The organism is Carboxylicivirga mesophila (genome assembly GCF_018271975.1).
GTDB lineage: Bacteria > Bacteroidota > Bacteroidia > Bacteroidales > Marinilabiliaceae > Carboxylicivirga > Carboxylicivirga mesophila.
In genome coordinates this window covers 100,914-123,460 of the sequence record NZ_JAGUCN010000001.1, presented here as the reverse complement: position 1 = coordinate 123,460, position 22,547 = coordinate 100,914, and the positions used below count along the sequence as shown (strand labels likewise).

At 42.8% G+C, this 22,547-nt stretch carries 16 protein-coding genes; 5 read left to right on the top strand and 11 right to left on the bottom strand.

The genetic code is table 11. The annotated features are described in order from the left end of the window. Positions 1–4: 4 nt before the first annotated feature. From KEM09_RS00530 to KEM09_RS00515, 4 genes are all read right to left on the bottom strand, one after another. Entirely contained in the window at positions 5–271 is a 267-nt protein-coding gene (locus tag KEM09_RS00530; RefSeq protein ID WP_212223729.1) for a DUF4834 family protein, read from the bottom strand. Positions 272–464: 193 nt separating this feature from the next. Then, positions 465–2,078 (bottom strand): S41 family peptidase, encoded by a 1,614-nt coding sequence (locus KEM09_RS00525; RefSeq protein ID WP_212223727.1) that lies wholly within the window; start codon positions 2,076–2,078, stop codon positions 465–467. Positions 2,079–2,113: 35 nt separating this feature from the next. Next, on the bottom strand, positions 2,114–2,599 hold the full coding sequence (locus KEM09_RS00520) for a deoxycytidylate deaminase (RefSeq protein ID WP_212192478.1): 486 nt from the start codon (positions 2,597–2,599) through the stop codon (positions 2,114–2,116). A 114-nt stretch (positions 2,600–2,713) separates the two neighbouring features. Then, positions 2,714–3,106: a DUF7670 domain-containing protein gene (locus KEM09_RS00515; RefSeq protein ID WP_212223726.1), complete on the bottom strand. Its 393-nt coding sequence runs from the start codon at positions 3,104–3,106 to the stop codon at positions 2,714–2,716. Between the two features lie 447 nt (positions 3,107–3,553). Between KEM09_RS00515 and KEM09_RS00510 the strand changes: the two genes are divergently transcribed. Next, positions 3,554–6,244, top strand: coding sequence for a glycoside hydrolase family 3 protein (locus KEM09_RS00510; protein WP_212223724.1), 2,691 nt, complete (start codon positions 3,554–3,556; stop codon positions 6,242–6,244). A gap of 252 nt (positions 6,245–6,496) precedes the next feature. Here the strand turns inward: KEM09_RS00510 and KEM09_RS00505 are convergent, their stop codons facing one another. Continuing rightward, positions 6,497–8,989 (bottom strand): YfhO family protein, encoded by a 2,493-nt coding sequence (locus KEM09_RS00505; protein WP_212223722.1) that lies wholly within the window; start codon positions 8,987–8,989, stop codon positions 6,497–6,499. A gap of 120 nt (positions 8,990–9,109) precedes the next feature. On the opposite strand from KEM09_RS00505, the gene KEM09_RS00500 reads away from it, so the two are divergent. Next, positions 9,110–9,790, top strand: coding sequence for a pseudouridine synthase (locus KEM09_RS00500; RefSeq protein ID WP_212223721.1), 681 nt, complete (start codon positions 9,110–9,112; stop codon positions 9,788–9,790). A 50-nt stretch (positions 9,791–9,840) separates the two neighbouring features. Here KEM09_RS00500 and KEM09_RS00495 read toward each other — a convergent pair whose 3' ends face one another. Beyond that, positions 9,841–10,095, bottom strand: a complete 255-nt coding sequence (locus KEM09_RS00495; protein ID WP_212223720.1) for a hypothetical protein — start codon at positions 10,093–10,095, stop codon at positions 9,841–9,843. 236 nt (positions 10,096–10,331) lie between these two features. Between KEM09_RS00495 and KEM09_RS00490 the strand changes: the two genes are divergently transcribed. Then, a complete protein-coding gene (locus KEM09_RS00490) occupies positions 10,332–10,577 on the top strand; it encodes a hypothetical protein (RefSeq protein WP_212223719.1) in 246 nt (81 codons plus the stop codon). Between the two features lie 65 nt (positions 10,578–10,642). On the opposite strand, the gene KEM09_RS00485 is transcribed toward KEM09_RS00490, so the two are convergent. Next, positions 10,643–12,382 carry an RDD family protein gene (locus KEM09_RS00485; RefSeq protein ID WP_212223718.1) on the bottom strand — a complete coding sequence of 580 codons (1,740 nt, stop codon included), beginning with the start codon at positions 12,380–12,382 and terminating at the stop codon, positions 10,643–10,645. A 174-nt stretch (positions 12,383–12,556) separates the two neighbouring features. Continuing rightward, a complete protein-coding gene (locus KEM09_RS00480; RefSeq protein WP_212223717.1) occupies positions 12,557–14,107 on the bottom strand; it encodes a glycine--tRNA ligase in 1,551 nt (516 codons plus the stop codon). Between the two features lie 279 nt (positions 14,108–14,386). Here KEM09_RS00480 and KEM09_RS00475 point away from each other — a divergent pair, with 279 nt between their 5' ends. Then, positions 14,387–14,587, top strand: coding sequence for a hypothetical protein (locus KEM09_RS00475; protein ID WP_212223716.1), 201 nt, complete (start codon positions 14,387–14,389; stop codon positions 14,585–14,587). A 94-nt stretch (positions 14,588–14,681) separates the two neighbouring features. Here KEM09_RS00475 and KEM09_RS00470 read toward each other — a convergent pair whose 3' ends face one another. Together KEM09_RS00470 and KEM09_RS00465 are read right to left on the bottom strand one after the other, a co-directional pair. Then, the gene (locus KEM09_RS00470; protein ID WP_212223715.1) at positions 14,682–17,153 is read right to left on the bottom strand and encodes a TonB-dependent receptor plug domain-containing protein; all 2,472 of its coding nucleotides are present in this window, start codon (positions 17,151–17,153) and stop codon (positions 14,682–14,684) included. A 24-nt stretch (positions 17,154–17,177) separates the two neighbouring features. Then, on the bottom strand, positions 17,178–17,690 hold the full coding sequence (locus KEM09_RS00465; protein ID WP_212223714.1) for a YfiR family protein: 513 nt from the start codon (positions 17,688–17,690) through the stop codon (positions 17,178–17,180). 451 nt (positions 17,691–18,141) lie between these two features. Between KEM09_RS00465 and KEM09_RS00460 the strand changes: the two genes are divergently transcribed. Then, positions 18,142–18,990: a patatin-like phospholipase family protein gene (locus KEM09_RS00460; RefSeq protein ID WP_212223712.1), complete on the top strand. Its 849-nt coding sequence runs from the start codon at positions 18,142–18,144 to the stop codon at positions 18,988–18,990. Here the strand turns inward: KEM09_RS00460 and KEM09_RS00455 are convergent. Beyond that, entirely contained in the window at positions 18,987–22,547 is a 3,561-nt protein-coding gene (locus KEM09_RS00455) for an SbcC/MukB-like Walker B domain-containing protein (protein WP_212223711.1), read from the bottom strand. The two genes, KEM09_RS00460 and KEM09_RS00455, sit on opposite strands and share 4 nt — an antisense overlap.

The following is a 22,547-nucleotide window of genomic DNA, read 5'->3' as shown; positions in this document are numbered from 1 at the left end:
GTCACTACTTTACTTCTTCATAATCAACATACTCACCTTCATTGTCATTCACGATATGAGTCGATTTTTTATGAGCATCCTGCTTAATAGTGACTTTTCCTTCCTGCTTACGGGCTTGCTGCTGATAGTTGGTGGCGGCTTGTTGCTGCTGTTGTTGCATGCGCTCCACACCTTTCTTCATCACATATGGCAATAGCAAACGGCCAATTATTTTAAACAGGTAGTAAAAGGTTATCAGGAAAAATATGGTTTTAGCAAGACCTATAAGCATAGCAATAATGTTTTTGTAAATATACCGATTCTCTCAACAATTATCGTGCAAAAGATAAACTGAGAATGGCAACCTGTCAAGCAGTCGTTAATATGGCTCTTTTAGAGCCAATATGTCATGTATCAATGAAATTGGAACAAAAAAAGCGCAGAATGCATACATCCTGCGCTTTAATAAGTTATTCATCAACAGTCTAGCTGCCCATGTTAGAAGCTTCTTCTACAGCCCTCTGAAATACATCATCAACCTCATGAAAAATTGGATAGAATCCTTCATTATCCAGGATATTACGTGCAATGTAGGCCTTCAGCTCAATATCAATCTGCGCTTTTGAAGTATTGTATTCATCCTGCTTAAACGCTACGCCCTTATCCTTGGCAAAGCGCAGGAAATCGGCTAATAAATTCTGCTTATCGAGGTATTCCTTCATGGCCTCAGCAGTGGTGAACTGCTCCAGCTTCTGACGATTATTATCGGTATACTGCAAAGCATAGCGATACATGATACCATTCATACGCAAATGCACAAAATAGTTGGTGATCATGGAAGTATCGCGTGGCACAAAAATATCTGGCATAATACCACCGCCGCCATATACGGTGCGGCCATTTTTAGTGGTGTACTTTAAATCATCATCGAAACTGATGCTATCGGCATTGTAAAACTCACCATGCTCGAGGCGATTGTAAATATCTTCGTAATATTCATCCACCCCGTTTTCATAAGGTTTCTGAATGCAACGTCCACTAGGCGTGTGATAACGGGCCACCGTCAGTCGCAATGCTGATCCATCAGGTAATGGAATTTGCTGCTGCACCAGGCCTTTACCAAACGAGCGACGACCAATGACCAAACCACGGTCGTTATCCTGAATAGCTCCTGCAAAAATTTCACTGGCCGAAGCAGAAAACTCATCAATAAGCACCACCACCTTTGTATCCTGGCAGGTACCTGCTCCATTGGCATGCACATTTTGTCGCTTCTGCGATTTGCCTTCGGTATACACAATCAGGTCTTTGGCAGGTAAAAACTCATTACACAATCGAATAGCTACATCCAGCAGTCCGCCTGAGTTGCCCCTGAAATCGATGATTACCTGCTGGCAGTTATTGGCTTTTAGCTTCGCTAAGGCTGTTAAAAACTCCTGGTAGGTATTTTGAGCAAAACGGTCAACTTTAATATAACCGGTTGTTTCGTTCACCATGTAGCTCACATCCACGCTGTAAAGAGGAATGCTGCCACGTGTAATATTAAAATCGATTAAATCTTTATTCGGACGGCGTAGCACACCCACTTTAACATCCGTGCCCATTTCGCCACGCAGCTTTTTCATCACATCGTCGGTTGCTATTCCTTTGCCGGCAATAATGGAATCATCCACGGCCACAATTCGGTCACCCGGCAGGATCCCCACCTTTTCCGATGGTCCGCCCTGAATGACCTGAATCACCATTACCGTATCATTCTGCATGCTAAACTGCACACCAATCCCGCCAAAGTTACCCTGCAGCTCTTCATTCACCTTATTTAGATCCTTCGCCGGTATGTAAACTGAGTGAGGGTCCAGATCCTTAAGAATCTCAGGAATGATACGCTCTTCAATGGCCATACGGTCCACTGTATCCACATACTCCTCCTCTATAAGATTCATCAGTGCATCCAGCTTGTTGGCCTGCGGATAGATCATCAGCGAATTGCTTTTACCGCCCGGTGCACTAAAAAAATTGCGTCCTATGAATACGCCCAGTGCGACTAACAAGCCGAACAGGAAAGGCATAAATATTTGCTTGCGTGTATTTGACTGCATAATGGTGTAGTATTTTCTAATAAAGAACTTTAATATTATTCATGTGTGTTGCCAAGAATTAAACCATCTTCTACCCTGATCAGTTCATCCTGGATGTGTACCACCTCTATATTGGCGCGTGTTAATAAGTCAAGACCATCGGTATTGTGATATTTTTCGGCAAACACCACCCGCTTTATACCTGCCTGAATAATCAGCTTTGAACACTCAATGCAAGGTGAGGCAGTCACATATAAAGTAGATGCATCAGAGCTATTGTTGGAACGCGCTACCTTGGTGATAGCATTAGCTTCGGCATGCAGTACATAAGGCTTGGTTTTGTTGTTACAATCCTCACACTCATTTTCAAAGCCCGATGGCGTACCATTGTAACCATCGCTGATGATCATCTTATCCTTAACAATAATAGCTCCCACCTGCCGGCGATTACAATAGGAATTTTGCGCCCATATGCGTGCCATGGCCAAATAACGTTGATCGAGTAAAAACTGTTTAGTCTGAATTTTATCGTCTGCTTGCATGATTTGTACTTGCTTGTTACAAAAGTAACAAAATATGCTACGGACAAAAGACGACGAAATAAAAGATTGGTGCCGGAAGTGATGATCAGTCACTATTTGAAACCTTCCGGTTTCTTAATGAATCAAATTTCCACGCTTCCGCTTATAGAAATAATGCATTACAAATAAACAACCTGTCAGGCACAAAGGAAACGCCATTATAATAACCCGCCAGATACTTTTTATAAAAGAATGACTCAAATGATAATGATACTTATAAACAAAAAAGGCCATTATTGCTCCAATAATTATGAAAATAGTACCACCGGCCAGCTCCCTTCGCCAGGCAAAAACTAATAATAGCACTAATGCAAATGAAGGCACCATTTGCATAAAAAACGTACGGAGTTGATGCCATGAACTAAACTCTGGCTTAAACGCTTCAAAGGTGAGCATGGAAATCACCACAATAGCCACCATACACAAAAACCGGGGCGTCCAGTACAATATCTCACCTGTTTTAGTCATACTCTGAATTTATAACTGACTCCCATTTTTGTCAATAACTATTTTTCTGGAATATGAGACACAGAACCTATGATTCACTCTCAAGATGCCGGGGTCAGGTAACTACTTTCAAGAGAATAAAAACATACCCCCATTTGCACCACTGTATATACTGCAGATACCTTATGACCCAATTGGGTAGTAAGGCTTGACCCAGTTGTGTCATAACCTACTTCCTTATCATCCTTTATACATTCTCAGTCTAAGGGGATTCCATATGACCATATACAGTGTTATTAACCACTATCATAATAGTGCCCTAAAAGTATCTGCATAATTGAACATACCTCACCCCTATACTAGGCAAAATATTGATTCCTTTATGTTTGAATACTCTATTGCCTAAAGAAAAACAGTACAGGTGGCTTGATTGGACTATAAAGCTGCCAATTCAATAATGAAAAAACTATGAAACGATTTTACACAATCAGCCTGCTTTTGGTGGCGTTATTCATGCTGCTACATGGCTGTCAACAGGCAGATGATCCTGCCTACAAAAATCCGAAATTACCCATTGAGAACAGGGTTGATGATCTGCTGTCGCGCATGACGCTGGAGGAAAAATTCTGGCAACTGTTTATGATACCAGGTGATTTATCGGATGGCAAAGAGCGCTATCGCCATGGTATATTTGGCTTTCAGGTGGCCACCAAGGGGCAGTCGGCCAATGAAGTGGAACAGCTGCTCGACTATTCGGGCGAAGGCACGGCTCAGGAAACAGCCGAACTCATTAACGACATCCAGAAATACTTTGTAGAAGAAACCCGCCTGGGCATACCTATCATCCCGTTTGATGAAGCATTGCATGGCCTGGTGCGCGATGGTGCCACGGCATTTCCGCAAGCTATCGGATTGGCCGCTAGCTGGGATACCACGATGATTGGCGATGTAGCACGTGCCATCACCCAGGAAACCAAAACACGCGGCATCCGTCAGATACTATCGCCAGTGCTCAACATAGCGCGAGACGTGCGCTGGGGCCGCACCGAAGAAACCTATGGTGAGGATCCTTATCTGACCACCCAGATGGCCTATTCCTTTATCACCCAGTTTGAGAAATCGGGCGTCATCACCACCCCTAAGCATTTTGTGGCCAACGTAGGCGACGGCGGACGTGATAGCTACCCCATCCATTTTAACGAGCGTCTGTTGGAGGAAATCTACTTTCCGGCCTTTAAGAAATGCTTTATTGATGGACAGGCCTGGTCGGTGATGACTTCCTACAACTCGCTGGATGGCCGCCAATGCACCGCCAACGACTGGTTACTCAATAAAAAACTAAAAGATGAATGGGGCTTCGATGGTTTCGTTATTTCCGATGCCGGTGCTACAGGTGGTGCCAATGTGCTGCATTACACGGCTAAGAACTATGCCGAGTCAACTGAGCAGGCAATAGAAAATGGGCTGGATGTGATCTTTCAGACGTCGTACGACCATTATCCGCTATTCTTCGAGGCCTTTGAGAAAGGCATGATTGATGAAGCAGCCATTGACGAAGCAGTGAGACGCGTGCTGCGAGCTAAGTTCAAGCTGGGCTTGTTTGAAAATCCCTATATTGATCCTGAGCAGGCCGACAAGGTAAATGGCTCCAAGGCACACCGTGAGGTGGCCAAACAGGCAGCACTCAAATCAATGGTACTGCTTAAAAACGACCATCACACATTGCCTCTTAGTAAAGAGATACGTTCCATCGCTCTTATCGGCACCGACGCTGTGGAAGCACGTTTAGGTGGTTACTCTGGGCCTGGCAACGAATCAGTTAGCATACTCGATGGCATCAAACATAAACTGGGTGCTGCCTGCCAGGTGAACTATGCACCCGGCTGCGGACGCGAATCCGAAAGCTTTGTGACGATACCAACCGCACAGCTTTCACATCAACTGGCAAATGAAAAACAACAGGGCCTGAAAGCCGCGTATTTTAACAATATTACGCTTGAAGGCGAACCTGCATTGGAGCGTGTCGATCCGGTGATTGATTTCCGCTGGACCCTGTTCTCACCCGACCAGGCCACTATCAATTACGATTTCTATTCGGCTCGCTGGACCGGACAACTGACGGCGCCTGCCACCGGTCAATTTGAGATTGGCATTAAAGGGGACGATGGCTATCGCCTCTACATCAATGATGAGCTACACATTGACAACTGGCAGAAGCAAACCTTCCGGCAGCTGACCAAGCCTTATCATTTTGTAAAAGGCAAGACCTACGACATACGACTGGAATTTTATGAAACCACGGGCAATGTCAACCTGAAACTGATCTGGAACGCCGGGGTAAAAGACCATTGGCAACAAGAGATAAAAGAAGCCGTTAACATCGCTAAAAAAAGTGACGTGGCTGTAGTCGTGGCCGGCATTGAAGAAGGCGAGTTTAGAGACCGGGCCTACCTGTCACTGCCGGGTCATCAGGAAGCCTTAATACAAGAGGTGGCAGCCACAGGCAAACCGGTAGTAGTGGTGTTGATTGGTGGCAGCGCCATCACCATGAACAACTGGATAGATGATGTGCCCGCCATCGTTGATGCCTGGTATCCGGGCGATGAGGGTGGTAATGCGGTGGCCGATGTGCTGTTTGGCGATTACAACCCGGCCGGACGCCTGCCTGTCACCTTCCCCATTCATGAGTCACAATTGCCACTGTATTACAACCATAAACCCACAGGACGGGGCGATGACTACCTTAACCTGAGCGGCAAACCGCTTTTCCCCTTTGGCTATGGATTGAGCTATACCTCATTTACCTATAGCGATCTAAAGATGGAACAAGCGGTTATTGCCGCGGGTGAGTCGAGCACCGTACATTTTAACATCACCAACACAGGCGCCTACGATGGCGACGAGGTAGTACAGCTATATATCAAAGATTTGTATGCCTCTGTGGCTCGTCCCGTGATGGAGCTGAAGGGTTTTCAGCGCATTCACCTGAAGCAAGGTGAAACAAAAGAAGTAAGCTTTACCATTACACCCGAGCAGCTGAGCATGCTCAACGAAGCCATGGACAGGGTGATTGAACCAGGTGATTTCAGAATTATGATTGGCGCCTCATCCAATGACATCAGGTTGCGTTCTACACTGACGGTGTCTGAAGACAGATGACGGAAGACCAAAGACCGAAGGATCGCATCTTTATTTACACAATGGGCATAAAGATGCGATCCCTATGATATAATGAAGTATAAAGACATAAGACTTAATGCAAAACTCTGGGTAAAATAAACACCTTGGAAAAAGCTAACAGCTATTAGCCAAAAGCTATAAGCTAAACCAAAGGCCGTATCTAACGATTATTCGTCAGGATACGGCCCTTGGTTTTTAAATGAAGATTAACTTTTCCTGTATCTTAATTGCTTACTGTTTCTTACGGGCTATTACAACAGCTCCAATGATAAGCAACAGAATGATGATGGAACTAATGATGGCCACTGTCTGTCCTACAGCAAAAGACTGTGGCTTAAAACGGAACTCAATATCGTGCTCCCCCGCCGGAATCATCAATCCGCGCAATATATAGTTGGTGCGTATCATCTCCGCTTCCTCACCATCAATATAGGCTTTCCACCCTTTGTCGTAGTAGATATCACTGAAAACAGCCAGTTGCTCCTGTGGCGCATTCGACTCAAATATCAGGTAGTCGGGCGCGTAGTGTGTCAACTGAATGCGACCCATCACCGAATCTACAGCATAGTTCTGTACCTTATTGATAAAGCGCTTCTCAACCACCGCAGTACTATGTAAATCGGTTGTTCCCAACGCGGCGATCTCCTCATCAGGATTAGCCACTTCCTGAACATCTTTCACAAACCAGGCATTGCCCATGTAGTTAGGATTGAAGATAGGCGCAGCTCCCGGATTGTAGATGATATATTTGGTATTCATCATATTGAGTACCGGCATGTTCTCCATGGCTACTTCCAGCTCACCCGGTGTTTGTGCCATTTGTAACACACGCATCAGCTCCTGCCAGTCATTCATCAGGTAATAGTCAGCCACATCCTGGTAACGGCGTAGCTTGGCTCCGTGGAATCCACCAACCGACTTGTGCCAGTAGGGCGTAAAGCCATCTTTAAACGGATCGCGGTAAATCGGAAATACGCGGTAGTAGGCATCACTATCTTTCAAAATAGCCTGGTCGGCTTTGGACTGCGCCAGTTCCTGACGTGCCTTTGTTTTAGTCACAAAGTTATCGTTGTTCAGGTAGCGCTTGGATACGCCCCAAAGGTCGATAAACACAATTAAAGCCAATCCCCACATGAGATAACGCTTCTGCAACTTTCCCTGGGCAAAAAACCAGATAGAACCCGAACCCAGCAAGATGAATACAAATGAGCGCCATGCATCAGAAGTCATCAGCACTTGTCGTGCAGCAATTAAGTTAGATTCTAAAAGCTGATACATTTGAGCCTGCTCACCACCTTGTTGTATTTGTGCACCAATCTGTTGTGATTCCATTGGCGACAGAAACTCGTATATACCAAAGGCTCCCGGAAATAAAGCAAATAATAAACTAACACCACCTGTTAGTGCAAAAGCAATGGCAAACCACTTGCTATCTTTCTTCAGCACCTCTGGCTTCTCCAGGATGGTTTTTAAGCCCAGAAAGCCCAACACAGGCATAGCCATAGAGGCCAATATCAAAGCCATCTCAACAGTTCGGAACTTATTGTATAAGGGGAAATTGTAGAACATGAAATAATTGAACCACTGCAAGTTCTTACCCCAGGCCAGCAATATTGAAAACACGGTAATACCAATCAACCACCAACGCTCTTTACCTTTGTAGTAGAAGGCACCAATAAAGAACAAAAAGCATATTAAGGCACCGGCATACACCGGACCACTGGTAAAGATACGACCTCCCCAGTATTGGCTCGATTGCCCCACATATTCCTTCAAACGTGGGTCAACGTGTTTCATGGCCTCATCTGAATTAGCTAAAGCTTCAGAAGCACCACCTACAATATTAGGGATCAGCAGCGTTAATGTTTCGTGCTTGCCATAGCTCCAGCTAAAGGCATAGTCCACATCCAATCCCGAATGCTCCTTATGTCCCTCTTTAGGCGTTAGTTCTGAAGCACCCCGGATGGAGTACTTACCATATTCAGCCGTTGTCCATAAGTTGGTAATATTGGGCAACACCGCCAGCATTGCTGCAATAATCAACATACCCGTTGTTTGGGCAAAAGGCTTAATGGCTTTTTCTTTAATAGCATATACCAATCGTGACAGCACAATAAAACCCACCATAAACGCCAGGTAATAGGTAATCTGCACATGGTTATAAGCAATTTCCATTCCCAATGCCACAGTAGTTATCACCGCACCAATAAACCGGTTGCGATTATAGGCATACAGCACACCTGCCACCACCGGTGCCATCAGCGCAATGGCATAGGTTTTTGTGATGTGTCCGGCAATAATTATTATGAGGTTGTAGGAACCAAAGGCAAAGGCAATGGCCCCAATCACACTGAGCCAGTGATCAACTTTCATACTCAACAGCAAAAGGTAAAAACCCAGCATGTATAAGAACACGATGGCTACAGTTTCGTATGGTAAACCCAAACGCGTGTAGCGGTTCAGGTAACTGAAAATATTTTTAGATGAATCGCTTTTGATCTGGTAAGCAGGCATACCACCAAACATGGAGTTAGTCCACATGGCCTTCTCGCCAGTTTCTTTTTCATAGTCGTTTAACTCTTTTGACATCGCTTTGGCATGGGTATTATCCAGCTGCGGCAGTTGCTTCCCTTCGAGTACAGGTGAGAAGTAAACGAAACTTAAAACGATAAATAACAAAACTGCGCCTAAATAAGGCAGATAGCCTTTCAATTTGTCGAACATGGTAGTGTGTTTATATTTTGCATGTGAAAATACGTAATGTAATTGGATTAGAAAAAAAGCTAATAGCTATCGGCTAACTGCTATCAGCTTTTCCAATACCTTTGCAACAAATTACACAGCATGCTCGAAATTATATTCCAAGATCAATACATGGTTGTTATCAACAAGCCGCACGGCCTGCTGGTGCACCGTAGCTCCATTGCGGCCGATGCTGAGGAGTTTGCCCTGCAGATGGTGCGCGACCAGATTGGCAAAACAGTGTACCCGGTGCATCGGCTTGACCGGAAGACTTCGGGCATACTGGTATTTGCGCTTAACAGCCGTATGGCAGCCAGGCTGAAAACCATCTTTGAGAATCCGGAAACGCAGAAAACATACATCGCCATCGTACGGGGTTACTTCCCTGATGCCATTGAGGTGGACTATGCCCTCACCAATGACCGCGGTAAAACACAAGATGCTATTACTCACTTTAAAACCATAAGGAGAAACGAACTGCCCGTTCCGTTTGGTCAATTCGACACATCGCGCTACTCGTTGATTGAGGCTTACCCCAAAACAGGCCGCATGCACCAGATACGTAAGCACCTGAACCACCTGCGACACCCAATAATTGGCGACCGTCCGCACGGTTGCAACAAGCAAAACCGCTTGTTTAAAGAGCGCTGGAACATGACCACCATGCTGCTGCATGCCCATCAACTGGAATTTGAACATCCGTTAACCACCGAAAAGCTGGTGCTTAAAGCTGAGCCATTTGAAGAGTTTAAGAGGATGCTGCACACATTGGAACTGGAATAGTCAGTTTTTAAAGTGTGCTCATTAAAAGGTCTCGATACTGTCAGGTTGTTTTATTCCTTATCTGTTTCTTTTGCTCGAGGAACCAGGTAACGCGCCCCTATAAATTGCCCTAAAATAGCAATCGCTATAAATAATGGAATAAAGGCAACAGGTGTATCCAGCCATATGCGCAAGGGTATCAACACCGGTATCGAAGCATGGATGAGTAACCACCAGGGTATACTCATCTTTCTGTAGTTAGCCCGGTATTTCCCCAATACAAGATTCATTGCCAATGAAGCGACTGAAACATAAACAACTGACATACCCTTAGTTTTATTTGGCTGCTAATATAGATGATAAAAACGTTTATTGACTATAGTGTAATAAAAGTCAATAGTTACACAAAGCAAACCAAAACTTTTAATAAATGCTCATCAAAAGGATGGTGTAAATATTTCTATGCATCCCTCATACTCCATAAGTAAGTATAATATCATATAGCAATGCAATTTATTATTGCTATTTTTAAATACTCGTAATAACCTTAACACATCACATTATGAAGCATCTCGTGTATGGAGCCTGTCTCCTACTATTTATCGGCCTATCTGGCTGCAAGAGCATTGGCATCTCTGGTAGTGGCTACGATGAATACCCAGAATACAAAGAAGGCTACCGCGATGGAGATCCGGATGCACCCAAGTTTGAAACCGTTGAGGAATGGAAGAAACGACAAGAAGAAGAAAAAAAATTGGAAGAAGAAAAGTTAAAGAAGAAAGAGCAAACAAAATCTAAGAAAGATTAATTTCAGTAAAGAAGCTTGCCGGATGTCATAAACTTTGATTTAGGCAGTCATCCGGCAGCTAAGTTTTAGTCAACAAGTATTTCCTCTACCACCTGGCACTTGCGCTCCATATTTAAACCCTTCACCTGATATCTATAACGATTGCCTAATGAATCTTGCACTGTAAAAATAAACGCATAGTTTTTGCCACGTGTTACATTGCTTGCTTCAAGTCTAAATGAACCAAAAGAATCGTAATTAGTCGTTTCAAGCCTTTGGGGCAGTTGATTTTCCCAAATCATATCACCTTCGATGTTTTCAATCTCTACTAAGTCGCATGGCCAGCCATAGTTACACATTCTAAGGCTTAAAGTACCATTGCCCATGCCTCCTGTTCCCTTATCTTCAATGGCTGGGGCAAACAGGCGGTATATTTTTTCAATTTCATAACGCTTACCATCCTTAAACAGATCAATACCCCGACGATCGCCTTTCTTATAATCATCATATTTTAAAGTCATTGCTTCAGCGAGTAATGATTTATTAAGCATAATACTATCTGAAAAGGCTTTGTTCTTTAAATACAAGGCTTCCAGCTCGCTGTTTTTATATTGGTAGGGATTTTCAATAAATAATATGGAAGCCGAAATGACATCGTCTTTTACTTCCTCCACCTTTAAGTAATAAGCCGGTGATGAAAAGTAAGAACTCTCAACATCCTCAAATTTAATCAGGTATGACGTATTTAAGTTCGTCAATTTCCTTTGAATAGCGCTAATCTTATCTTCATGTTTACCTTCCTGGTACTTATAACTTTTATAATCATCGTATAGTTCATGGCCAACATATCCACAAATGCCCATGGCGATAAATGCTGGGATAAACCATAAAAATCGGGTGGCCGAAAAACCTTCACTATTGGTTTTAACAACCATTGTTTTCGAAATGGTATCATGCCATCCGTTATCGCCAAAAAACGAAAATGCTTCTAAAGGAATATGCCTGCTCAGCGTGCGTAAAAAAGCCGCCTTAAAACCAATGGAAGAACCATTTTCGTTGATTACAATAGAGGAAGTTAAGAGCTTGGCCGGACTTATACCCAACAATCCTTCGAACATTATTAAGTATATAAAACGACTGACAAATATTATGAGGTAGATAACGGTTCTTTCTCCTGCAAGAGATGCTAAACCAGATAGTTCCTCACGAAAAATAGCAACCAAAGCACCTGAGAACATTAGAATGCTCATTATCAAATCAAGTATATGATGAATGAATCGTTGATTCAGGCTGGCTTTCTGATATATCAACAGACTAAGCGCACTATCGTTTGTACTTTTCATGACTTCGGTATTGGCCAAAAGTAGTTTAAGCGCATGATGGGCTATAAATGTCCAGCCTGCTGCAACCAGAAGGTTAAGAGCAAAGATTGCATGCGAAGCTCCACTATACATGGCAAAATACTTGATATAACTAATAATTATAACCAAAATGGAAAACGCCTTGAAAAGAGCAATTATCGAAAATGAGAAAGCCAGCAAGCGCTTTTCTTTGCCCTTGCTTTTAGCATATAACATAGCACCTACAAGCATAACAAAATAAAAAGCCAGCAGAAAGTAGTTGGCTACAAATGGGTTGTCACTGTTTCTATATTCGAATAAGCTGTTTCGAATAAACGAAAGGTTGATGCCCGGGCTTAAATATGACGAATAGTTAATCAGGTCTATTGTTGTCTTTAGTGGCTGAAGAGGCAGAAAAGCAATTAACTGAAAGACTAAACCGGTTATTGAAGCCCAATAGCTTAGCCATTTAATTTGTTTATTCATGTGAGGTTTTTCTATGTATAATCCGTTGTTTAGTACGATGGTTTATGATTCAGGTTTCTGAATTCTGATATAAAGTTTGATATAAAAAGCCCGACTGATTCAACAGCCGGGCTTATTACTATTTTGTTGCATCCGGCAATTTCTGCCTTCAGCCTTATAACTATCAACTGACTTCTACAAATTCTTAAACGCCTCGCGCATGCTCACCTTCTTACTGATGATACCTTGCAGATCAGCAATCTTCACACGTTCCTGCTCCATGGTATCGCGGTAACGGATGGTTACTGTATCGTCTTCCAGCGCCTGGTGATCAACTGTTACACAGAATGGTGTACCAATGGCATCCTGACGACGGTAGCGCTTACCAATACTATCCTTCTCATCGTACTGACAGTTGAAATCAAACTTCAACTCATCAATAATGGCACGTGCCTTTTCAGGCAATCCGTCTTTCTTTACCAAAGGCATAACGGCCAGTTTGATTGGCGCCAATACCGGCGGCAGATTCAGTACCACGCGTGTTTCCTTCTTACCATCTTTACCCTCTACCTCTTCCTCGTTGTAAGCTCCGGCCATGATGCTCAGGAACATGCGATCCACACCAATAGATGTTTCTACCACATATGGCACATAGCTTTTGTTCAGCTCAGGATCGAAGTACTGGATTTTCTTACCTGAGAATTCCTGGTGCTGCGACAAATCGAAGTCGGTACGCGAGTGGATACCTTCCACTTCTTTAAAACCAAAAGGCATTTTGAACTCGATATCGGTAGCTGCATTGGCATAGTGCGCCAGTTTCTCATGGTCGTGGTAGCGGTATTTCTCCTCACCCATACCCAGCGATTTGTGCCAACGCAGGCGGGCACCTTTCCAGTATTCGAACCACTTCATCTCTTCACCCGGACGTACAAAGAATTGCATTTCCATCTGTTCGAACTCACGCATACGGAAAATGAACTGACGGGCCACAATCTCGTTACGGAAGGCTTTACCGATCTGGGCAATACCAAATGGCAGCTTCATACGACCAGTTTTCTGCACATTCAGGTAGTTCACAAAAATACCCTGGGCTGTTTCGGGACGTAAATAGATTTTCTGCGCACCATCGGCTGTAGAACCCATTTCGGTTGAGAACATCAGGTTGAACTGACGCACATCGGTCCAGTTCTTGGTACCTGAAATAGGACAGGCGATTTCATAATCAACGATGATCTGACGCAAATCTTCCAGGTCATTATCATTTAATGCTTTGGCAAAGCGGGTGTGCACCTCATCAATCTTCTTCTGATTAGCCAATACACGCGGATTCGTCTCGCGGAACTGTGCCTCGTCAAAAGACTCACCAAAACGCTTTTTAGCTTTCGTAACTTCCTTGTTGATTTTCTCTTCGAACTTCTGAATTAAGTCCTCAACCAACACATCGGCACGATAACGTTTTTTAGAATCTTTGTTATCAATCAAGGGATCGTTAAAAGCATCCACATGGCCCGAAGCCTTCCAGGTAGTTGGGTGCATAAAAATGGCTGAGTCAATACCCACCACATTTTCGTGTAACAACACCATGGCATCCCACCAGTATTTTTTGATGTTATTCTTTAACTCAACTCCATTTTGCGCATAATCGTAAACAGCGCCTAATCCATCATAGATTTCGCTTGACTGAAAAACAAAACCGTACTCCTTACAGTGAGCCACCAGCTTCTTAAAAACGTCCTCTTGTGCCATATTATATTGTTATGATTTTTAATCAGAAGCACAAAAATAGTTGAAATTTGAAAAGTAGAGAAGTTTTTTTGTGATGCGTTTAAAATAAGATACAAGGATTTGGTTCTCATTAACAGTCTTTCGGTTACTCAACACTGGAGGGTTTCCAAGTTATTTGCAGCAAAAAGTAACCATTAGTCGCGTAATTCGTAGGATAGCAATCAATAGGATTTATGCATTGCAGTGCCTGATTATATAATTCTATTGCACTGCGATGAAGTTGGGGAAAGCTATCCGTTAATGAAGAAAAGGTATACAAGGCCACAAATAACTCAAATAACTATTGATAAAAGTATATCGCTGGTAATGATGAGCAATGTACTAGGCAATGGTAACGGGCAAGGCGGAGGCTGGGGGGCCGGAGGTAAACCTAAAGGTGCTGCACAAGCTACCAATACACAACTCAACAGTAACCCATTCGAAAGTAATCCGTTTCAGTAACAGAAAACTATCGTATACAAAAAGCCATCCCGCAATGAGATGGCTTTCCTTTTTTAAGATGTTGTGCCTGAAACTTGTCAGGATATAATTCTCGTTAGAATTTAAAATTTAATCCGCCCAGCACCATGCCAGGTATTTCATCCATGTAAGCAAATTCTCTGTCTTTCATATTCAGGATATTTCGCCCGTTTACAAAGAAAGTAAGGTTATCGTTCGCTTTGTAACTCACCTTGGCATTCAATAAAAACTTGCCTGCAATTGTTTCGGTACTGTACTGGTTTTCGAACGTTTGCTCACCAAAGAAATAGGCTTGCGGGAAAATTTCAAGCTTTTTACAAGGGCGATAAGTCAATGAGAAACCTCCAAAATAGGATGGTGTGGCTTTGTGTTCATAATCGTCTTGCTCTACATCAGGTACTCCTCCTGTTGAGGAAACAATGGCATATGTCTGCTCTTCCGGGTTTATTGTTCCTCCTTGCACTCCTCCAACGTACTCTGCAATTGCCTGTCCTATCTTAGTTGGCAAATCCGGATCAGCACTTAAAACACCGGCCTGATAGCCAACCACTTCATTTCTGTTTAAAGGAAAGTAATTATCCAATTTAGTTTGCTGATAGGTAAAGTTACCATTAGCCACTAGTTTCTCAGAAATAACCCAATCGAAAGAAGCTGTTACACCTTGTTGCTTAGCCACAAGATCCATGTTTTGATAATTGATATTAACAATACCGTTAACATCAGGAGTTGCCCCGGTCATTGCCACGTCCAGAGGATTAAACACTGCAAAAGAAGTTGAAGAAGGCATTAATGCACCAAAATCTTCAGATATTGTGTAAAAAGCCTCAATATCCAGGAATAAGCTTTTAGCTGGTCTCGTACGATAACCAATCTCAAACATGTCCATTGTTTTCAAATCATGATCTTCATTACCATCAAATTGCATAATACGCGGATATTCCATATTTACCACATTCCAGGTATAATTAGAATACGTATTCACCAGGAATGATGATTGATTAGCTCTTGAATAAACAGCTCTTACAATGTTGTTGTCACTGATTTTATAGGAGCCAACCAACTGCCATGATGCATATACATCATCAGGTTTATTATATTTTTCCGCCCGCAAAGCAGCTACCAAACGCAATTTATCGGTTGGGCGATAATCAAAACGGGCACTACCAGCCATTATATTGATGGTTCTCTTTTGATTTAGGTAACCGTTACCAACTTTAGCAATGTGTTCCGAATCATCATACGACATTGACTGATAGCTCACACCCGGACGAATACTTACCTTACCCAGATTCCAATCATATTCGGCCTGCAGGTTAAGCTGCTGGTTATCCAACTCAAAACCCTCATTACCTGACATGTAGTCGATGGTTCCACCATTGTAATTAGCCTGCACACTAAGTCCCTTATAATTAGCACGCATATCAACATACGAAGTAGAGGCAATTTTTGTGGTATAAGGAGTTGGCACATCACCCATACTTGAGGTCACAGCCTGCGAATTCTGATGCCCGGCCATTAAGCTGATATTTGTACTTTCAGATGCTTTGTAATCCAAATAGGCATTAATACCCCTACGCTCTTTCGCTTGCTCAGGATCAGGAAAGGACTTGTAGATATCATATCTTTCACCTTTCACATCGTATGGAGGCCAAACAGGTAACGAACCATTTCGCATACGATTAATCTCTCCAATATTAAAATATCCGGGATCTACAGGCTGACCATCCAACGAATATTGCGAACCACCACGATCGTATATCAGGATTTCTTCGCGTTCACGATCGCGTGCTTCAAAATTACCTGTTACTCCAATACTTATTTTATCGTTAAGCTTTTCACGATAAGCAATATCACCAATTAATGTATTTAAACTACCTGCCTGCACATTACCCGACACCAAAGGCGATTCGTCGGTAATGGTTTGTGTAATAATATTAATTACACCTGACAGCGCATTAGGTCCGTAAAGTGCACTGGATGGTCCACGTACCACTTCAATACGATCAATATCTTCGAAGCCAACTGGCAGTGTTTCCCATAATGTTCCTCCGTGCGAGTAGTTAAATACCGGACGGCCATTAATCATTACCAGTGTATTCATGTTTTCGGAATACAACAGCATGTTTTTAGCTGGCAGATTGTCGTTACCACGGATATGCACATCAAAATTACCATTGGTTTTTTCGCGCACAATCAAACCTGGCACAAGGCGCAAAGCCTCTTCAATAGTTGTTGCACCTGAAGCAATAATCTGGTCATGTGACAATACAGTTGTTGATAATGGTGAATCGAAAAGGCTCTCTTCTGATTTTGATGCGGACGTCACATCTTTATTCAGCAATAGCTCATACAGTTCTTCGAGCGATGATACACCTACTACATCAATGGCTGACATCAGATCTTCGAGTGACAAGGCACTCAACTCCTCGGTTGTCATCGATAGTACTTTTTCTTTGGTTAAAGTAGTTTTTTCACCTTCTTGCGCCATTACACCAGCACAGGCAAATAGTGAAAACAATACGATGATAATGTATTTTGTTTTTAACATTTTTACGACTTTAAACAGTTGTTGCTATTGGACTTCAATGCCCAGACTTATTATTTTTTGTGTGACTTTAAGGTTGTGTGATTCGATTAATGCAGGACAGATTTCGTAACGTAACTTACCACTGATGGTTACAAAAGAAATACCTGCACCCTGCTTACATAAGCCACCTTTATCGGCCACCAGCAGCACAGGTTTATCCTGTTGCTCATAACTCAATGTCTGCATTAACGCGCTTTTGGCAGCGCCTAAAAATACAATGTGCGAATCACCCACTTCTTTCACACTTCGGGCCTGAACAATCTTAATGCTTTTGTTTCCGGCCTTTTTAACCTTCGCAATCTTCTCCAATTCTGCACTCACATCATCGTCACCCAAAATGGTGATTACCAAATCAGAGCCATTAGCTTCAGCCGGCCAGTCGATGTTTTTAGTAAAGTTGTAGAGGAAAAGTGCTTTGAAAGTGGCTGTTTGCCCTTTCATCTCACTTAACAATGCGCCTAAGCATAAGACGCAGATTAACAAGATTGATTTTCTCATGTTTGTTGTTTGTTATGCATGTATATCAATTTAAATGTATAATCAATATATCCGGCAAGACAAACGACCCGGAGAGACTTATCAGCTTAACGACAAAAGAATCTCATCAGCATAACTACTGCACATTACCGGTGCATGCACCGGCCACCAACAAAAACTGGTGCTTTAGCCGTTAATCCCAATGAGTCTTATGTCCGAAGTCAATTATCTCCCTAATATAATCTACTTCGATAATGGACGTGAAAATAGGTGTATACTGGTAATTGCACAAAAAAATATGATTAAATTACCATTACTTATGACGAATATAAACAGGTAAATGAGTACTTATAACAATTGTCATAATTTAAGCAATTATTTCAAATTAGGCTAACAGACCTGTTATAAGTGGACTTACAAAGAAAAAGTGATATTTTGTATTACAGTTTCAATCAATTATAACAATTGCATCATGAAAAGAAACAATAACAATAAAACGGTGTCACTCGTACTCGGAAGCGGCGGAGCAAGAGGATTAGCCCACATCGGTATTATTCGCTGGCTTCTGGAAAACAACTACACCATTCATTCCATTTCTGGCTGCTCAATTGGTTCGGTAATAGGTGGCATTTACGCAGCCGGACAACTGGACAAGTTTGAAGAATGGGTACGGTCACTCACCTTAGTGGATATTGCTTCTTATATGGACATTTCCTGGGGCAGCAGCGGACTAATCAAAGGTGAAAAACTAATTAATAAGCTTAAGGACCTTATAGGAGACACACATATTGAGCGACTTCCGATTAAGTTTGTTGCCGTTGCAGCTGATGTTAAAAATGAGAAGGAGGTATGGCTGTCGGAAGGTAACTTATTTGATGCCATCAGAGCCTCTATTTCATTACCATTGTTTCTTACACCGGTTAATATTAATAATACCGAGCTGATTGATGGTGGTGTATTGAATCCCATCCCAATTGCGCCTGTTTTTAGTGATAACAGCGACCTGATTATAGCTGTGAACCTTGGTGCCAAGTCCGTTACTTTAGAGAATAAGCCTACTGCTTCAAGCAATAAAACTTCCACTTTATGGAGAAAGAATATAAAAGAGCCGCAACAAAGCCAATCGGGCATGTATCAGATTGCCGATCAGGCTTTTGATGCTATGCAGAATACCATTGCACGACAAAAGCTGGCCGCTTACCCACCAGACTATTTAATTGAGATTGCGCGTAATGCCTGTGGGACCCTCGATTTTCACAAAGCTGATGAAATGATAGAGCTGGGTTACAATAAGGCAGCCGGATTGTTAGCTGACATTTAGCTTCGCACCGTAAAAGTACTGTAACCGGCTGCGTCCTTTTTTAATTCTATCTGTGTAGTAACACGCTCTTTGAGTGCCGGCACATGACTGATTATACCAATGGTGCGGTTAGTCTCAAGCTGCAGCCTTTCAAGTGCCGATAGCGCAAGGTCCAGCGTATTCTGATCAAGTGTTCCAAAACCTTCATCGATAAACAAGCTGCCAATAACGGTATTTTGCCCTGCCAAATCAGATAAGCCAAGGGCAAGAGCTAAACTTACCAGAAAACTTTCTCCACCAGACAGAGTCTTAACCGATCTTTCGGCATTACCGTGGTATAAATCAACCACAAACAGATCGTCCAGGTTGTCGTTTTTAATGTGCTTAACCTTGTAGCGATCACTTAAAGTTTCCAGATGATGGTTAGCCAGCTGTAAAACTTGTTTGAGTGTTAACTCCTGAGCAAACCTGGCGAATTTATTTCCGGTTGCATCACCTATGAGTAGAGTCAAATCATTCCAGCGATTGACCACCTGCTCCTGCTTTTCTATTAACAAAGCTTTCTCCTTATGTTTGGCCTTGTTACTTTTATCTGCCTTTACACGCTCTGATAAGGCGCCTGCCTTTCCAAGCGCCTCATTCAATAGGATTTCTTTCGCCCTAAGAGCTTCAACTATCACTTCTTTGCCTGGCAATTCGCTGGCTTTTTCTTCAAGTTTCGATAACCTGGCCTTATGGTCTTTCAGTGAGTGCTCTAAGCGGTTTTCTGTTGTAATAATTTCCTTTTGCCGACTTTCCAGCTGCTGCACTTCTTGTTCGGCTAATAAATTATTCAATGCAGCATCAATACTGGCTAGCTTGTGTGCTTCGAGGCGCTTCAGCAAAGCGTTTGAATCAGACGTCAATCGTTGCTCATCTGTTTGTACCTGAGCATTTAATACTTCTTGACGCTTAGTTAATGTCGCTGTTAAGGTAGAATTTTCTTTTAGCTTAATTTTCAATTCATTGTCTCTATTTGCAATCTGCTCCGCCTGCTGCTTCAACGTCTGCTCCACCTCATCAGGCATTTGCTTGCCAAACAGTTTTTCCCGCTCTGCATGTTTTGCATTCACTGATTTCTCAGCGAGTTCCAGTTCTTTATCAAGATCAGCAAAACGCCCCATGGTTTTCTTTAACTGTGCTCCCTTTTCATCACGACTTACTTTCAGTTGTAGCAACTGCTTCTCGTTGGCTTGCAAGGCTTCATGCTTAGCCTGATAGTGTTGAAGTTTTTGTTCAAGCAGTTCAATGGATGACTTAGCCGAAGCCATGTTGGTATCAATATTGTAGTGCTTTAAAAACTGATAATACTTAAGTTGCTCTGATGAAAGATTCTCCAACTGCTCCAACAGATTCTGGAAATCTTTACTGCGCGAAACAGCCGTATTAAATTGCTCTACCAACCTGATAGTCTGTTCGAGTTCCATCAGTTGCTTTGTCAGATGTTCTTTTTCTTCCAGTATCTTTTTCTGACTAATTGGAGATAACTTCATCTCCATGTCGTTAACCAGTCCTTCAACAGTTTTTCTATACTCTACAGCTTTAAGCTCTACTTGTCTTATCTGCTGCTTATAAGCAATAATAGAGGACTTTAACCGCGATACTTCAGCAATCAGTTGCTTCTCTTCATTTTTTAAATTTAGCTGTTCTTCGTTTCTCTTAGCTAACTTGGCCTCTGTCTCATTAGCATTGACAGTGTAATGCTCCACAAAGGGATGCTCCTGAGAGCCACATAAGGGACAGGCTTCTTCGGGTTTGAGCATTTTACGCGCCTCATCATATTTGGCCTCCAGCAGCTCACGCTCGCGTTTGGCTTTTAATTCCTCAACATGCTTGATGTTAATTAGTTGAGCCTTCTCTATCACCTGAAGCTTATTCTCATTCACTAACAACTCCTTGGATGCCTTATCTAAAGCAACAGATAAATATTGTTGTTCCTGCGTCATCTCCACACGGGCCTTTTCCAGTTCAAGGGCCTTTTCCAGTGAGCGATCTTTCTGCTGAGCGATTTTTAGCGTCTCATACAGCTGCTCTTTATCATTTAAACGAGAACCAAGTGATTGTTTTTTCTCAGCAATAAATGCCTGACTCTGATCTATGGCTTTGGACAGAATCTCCTTTTTATCTGCCACATGCTGCACACTCTCCAATTGCTGCTTAGTAGGTGATGACTCCAGCTCCTGTTGCTTTGATTCCGCCACTTTCTGTAATGATACCACTACTGCTGATGTCTGCTTAATTAGGGGCAGCTGTTCGGCCAGTCGCTCCAATTGCTTGTTAGCATCAATAAACGTATGCAGCTCCTTTTGGGTGACCTCCAACTGCTCAAGCTTCGCATCCTGCTCTTTTAATTCTTTATGCAGGTTATCAATGAGCTTACCTTCTTCATCAGCCGTTTTCCTTAAGCGCAACAAAGAACTGTCTTCCAGCCTGATCGCTTCATCCAGTAAGCGCACCTGTTTGATGATGGGTCGCAGCTCTTCTTCCCTAAATTTATGCTGTTCTATCAGCTGACTAAGTTCAGCTTTTTCCTCATTCAGCGTTGACTGTTCACGCGCATAAGCTGCCAGTTGCTCTTCATTTGTTTTAAACTCTTTACGCTTATCTTTTAGTAAATTTCGTTGACCCTGAATAGCTACAATATCAGCTTTCAGAGGCAGCACCTTCAAATGCTGCTGCAACCTTTTCTGATCCGGCTCAAAAGCTTCCTTTTGCTGTTTGACAGCCATCAGTTTCTCTTCGGTCAGCCCAACATCATTTTTTACTTGAGAGTATTCTTCCACCAGACGTTGTTGATTTCTCAACTCGTCAATATGCTGACGTTGCTCTTTGGTCGAACCGTCAATTTCAAGCAGTTCCTTTTCTAACTGCAGCACTTGCTCTTCGGGTAATAACTCTATGCCTTCGAGCTGCAGTTGTAGTTGCCTGAGTACATCATTTTCTGCTTTTTGTCTTTCAAAACAGGTCTTGCCTATCTCGCGGTATATCTCGGTCCCAGTAATTTTCTCGAGTAACTCACCACGCTCATTGGCATTCGACTTAAGAAAGCGGGCAAAATCGCCCTGAGATAGTAATATGGAACGCAAAAACTGATCGAAATTCAACCCGATTAGTTGAGCATTATACCTGGGTACCTCATTACGCTTAACATCCAGTGCCACAAAAGTCCCGTCGGCTTCTTGCCTTGACAATACCAATGAGTAATCGCGCAAATTTCCGTTACGGTTCACAGAAATACCCCAATGCGAGCGATAGGTCACTCCTTTAGTACGATAGTCTAGTTGAGCCCACGCCTCTTCGGTGTTACGCGTAATAATGCTTCCCAGGCGGGCAATATCATTCTTCGAAACGGCACCGCTCCTTGGTGTTTGGTTATAAAGTGCGAGGGTAATGGCATCCAGGATTGTTGATTTTCCGGCTCCGGTTGGGCCCGTAATGGCAAATAAACCAGTAGCCCCCAACGGGCCATCCACAAAATCTATATGGTGTTCTCCTTTAAGAGAGTTCAGGTTTTTGATGCGTAAATGAAGTAACTGCAT

What these genes read in the sequence shown, in the direction of transcription:
- KEM09_RS00520 (WP_212192478.1), bottom strand. Translation starts at nt 2,599, where the DNA reads ATGCAAGCAGACGATAAAATTCAGACTAAACAGTTTTTACTCGATCAA.
- KEM09_RS00475 (WP_212223716.1), top strand. Translation starts at nt 14,387, where the DNA reads ATGAAGAAAAGGTATACAAGGCCACAAATAACTCAAATAACTATTGAT.
- KEM09_RS00485 (WP_212223718.1), bottom strand. Translation starts at nt 12,382, where the DNA reads ATGAATAAACAAATTAAATGGCTAAGCTATTGGGCTTCAATAACCGGT.
- KEM09_RS00500 (WP_212223721.1), top strand. Translation starts at nt 9,110, where the DNA reads ATGCTCGAAATTATATTCCAAGATCAATACATGGTTGTTATCAACAAG.
- KEM09_RS00455 (WP_212223711.1), bottom strand. Translation starts at nt 22,547, where the DNA reads ATGCAGTTACTTCATTTACGCATCAAAAACCTGAACTCTCTTAAAGGA.
- KEM09_RS00470 (WP_212223715.1), bottom strand. Translation starts at nt 17,153, where the DNA reads ATGTTAAAAACAAAATACATTATCATCGTATTGTTTTCACTATTTGCC.
- KEM09_RS00460 (WP_212223712.1), top strand. Translation starts at nt 18,142, where the DNA reads ATGAAAAGAAACAATAACAATAAAACGGTGTCACTCGTACTCGGAAGC.
- KEM09_RS00495 (WP_212223720.1), bottom strand. Translation starts at nt 10,095, where the DNA reads ATGTCAGTTGTTTATGTTTCAGTCGCTTCATTGGCAATGAATCTTGTA.
- KEM09_RS00505 (WP_212223722.1), bottom strand. Translation starts at nt 8,989, where the DNA reads ATGTTCGACAAATTGAAAGGCTATCTGCCTTATTTAGGCGCAGTTTTG.
- KEM09_RS00490 (WP_212223719.1), top strand. Translation starts at nt 10,332, where the DNA reads ATGAAGCATCTCGTGTATGGAGCCTGTCTCCTACTATTTATCGGCCTA.
- KEM09_RS00515 (WP_212223726.1), bottom strand. Translation starts at nt 3,106, where the DNA reads ATGACTAAAACAGGTGAGATATTGTACTGGACGCCCCGGTTTTTGTGT.
- KEM09_RS00530 (WP_212223729.1), bottom strand. Translation starts at nt 271, where the DNA reads ATGCTTATAGGTCTTGCTAAAACCATATTTTTCCTGATAACCTTTTAC.
- KEM09_RS00510 (WP_212223724.1), top strand. Translation starts at nt 3,554, where the DNA reads ATGAAACGATTTTACACAATCAGCCTGCTTTTGGTGGCGTTATTCATG.
- KEM09_RS00525 (WP_212223727.1), bottom strand. Translation starts at nt 2,078, where the DNA reads ATGCAGTCAAATACACGCAAGCAAATATTTATGCCTTTCCTGTTCGGC.
- KEM09_RS00465 (WP_212223714.1), bottom strand. Translation starts at nt 17,690, where the DNA reads ATGAGAAAATCAATCTTGTTAATCTGCGTCTTATGCTTAGGCGCATTG.
- KEM09_RS00480 (WP_212223717.1), bottom strand. Translation starts at nt 14,107, where the DNA reads ATGGCACAAGAGGACGTTTTTAAGAAGCTGGTGGCTCACTGTAAGGAG.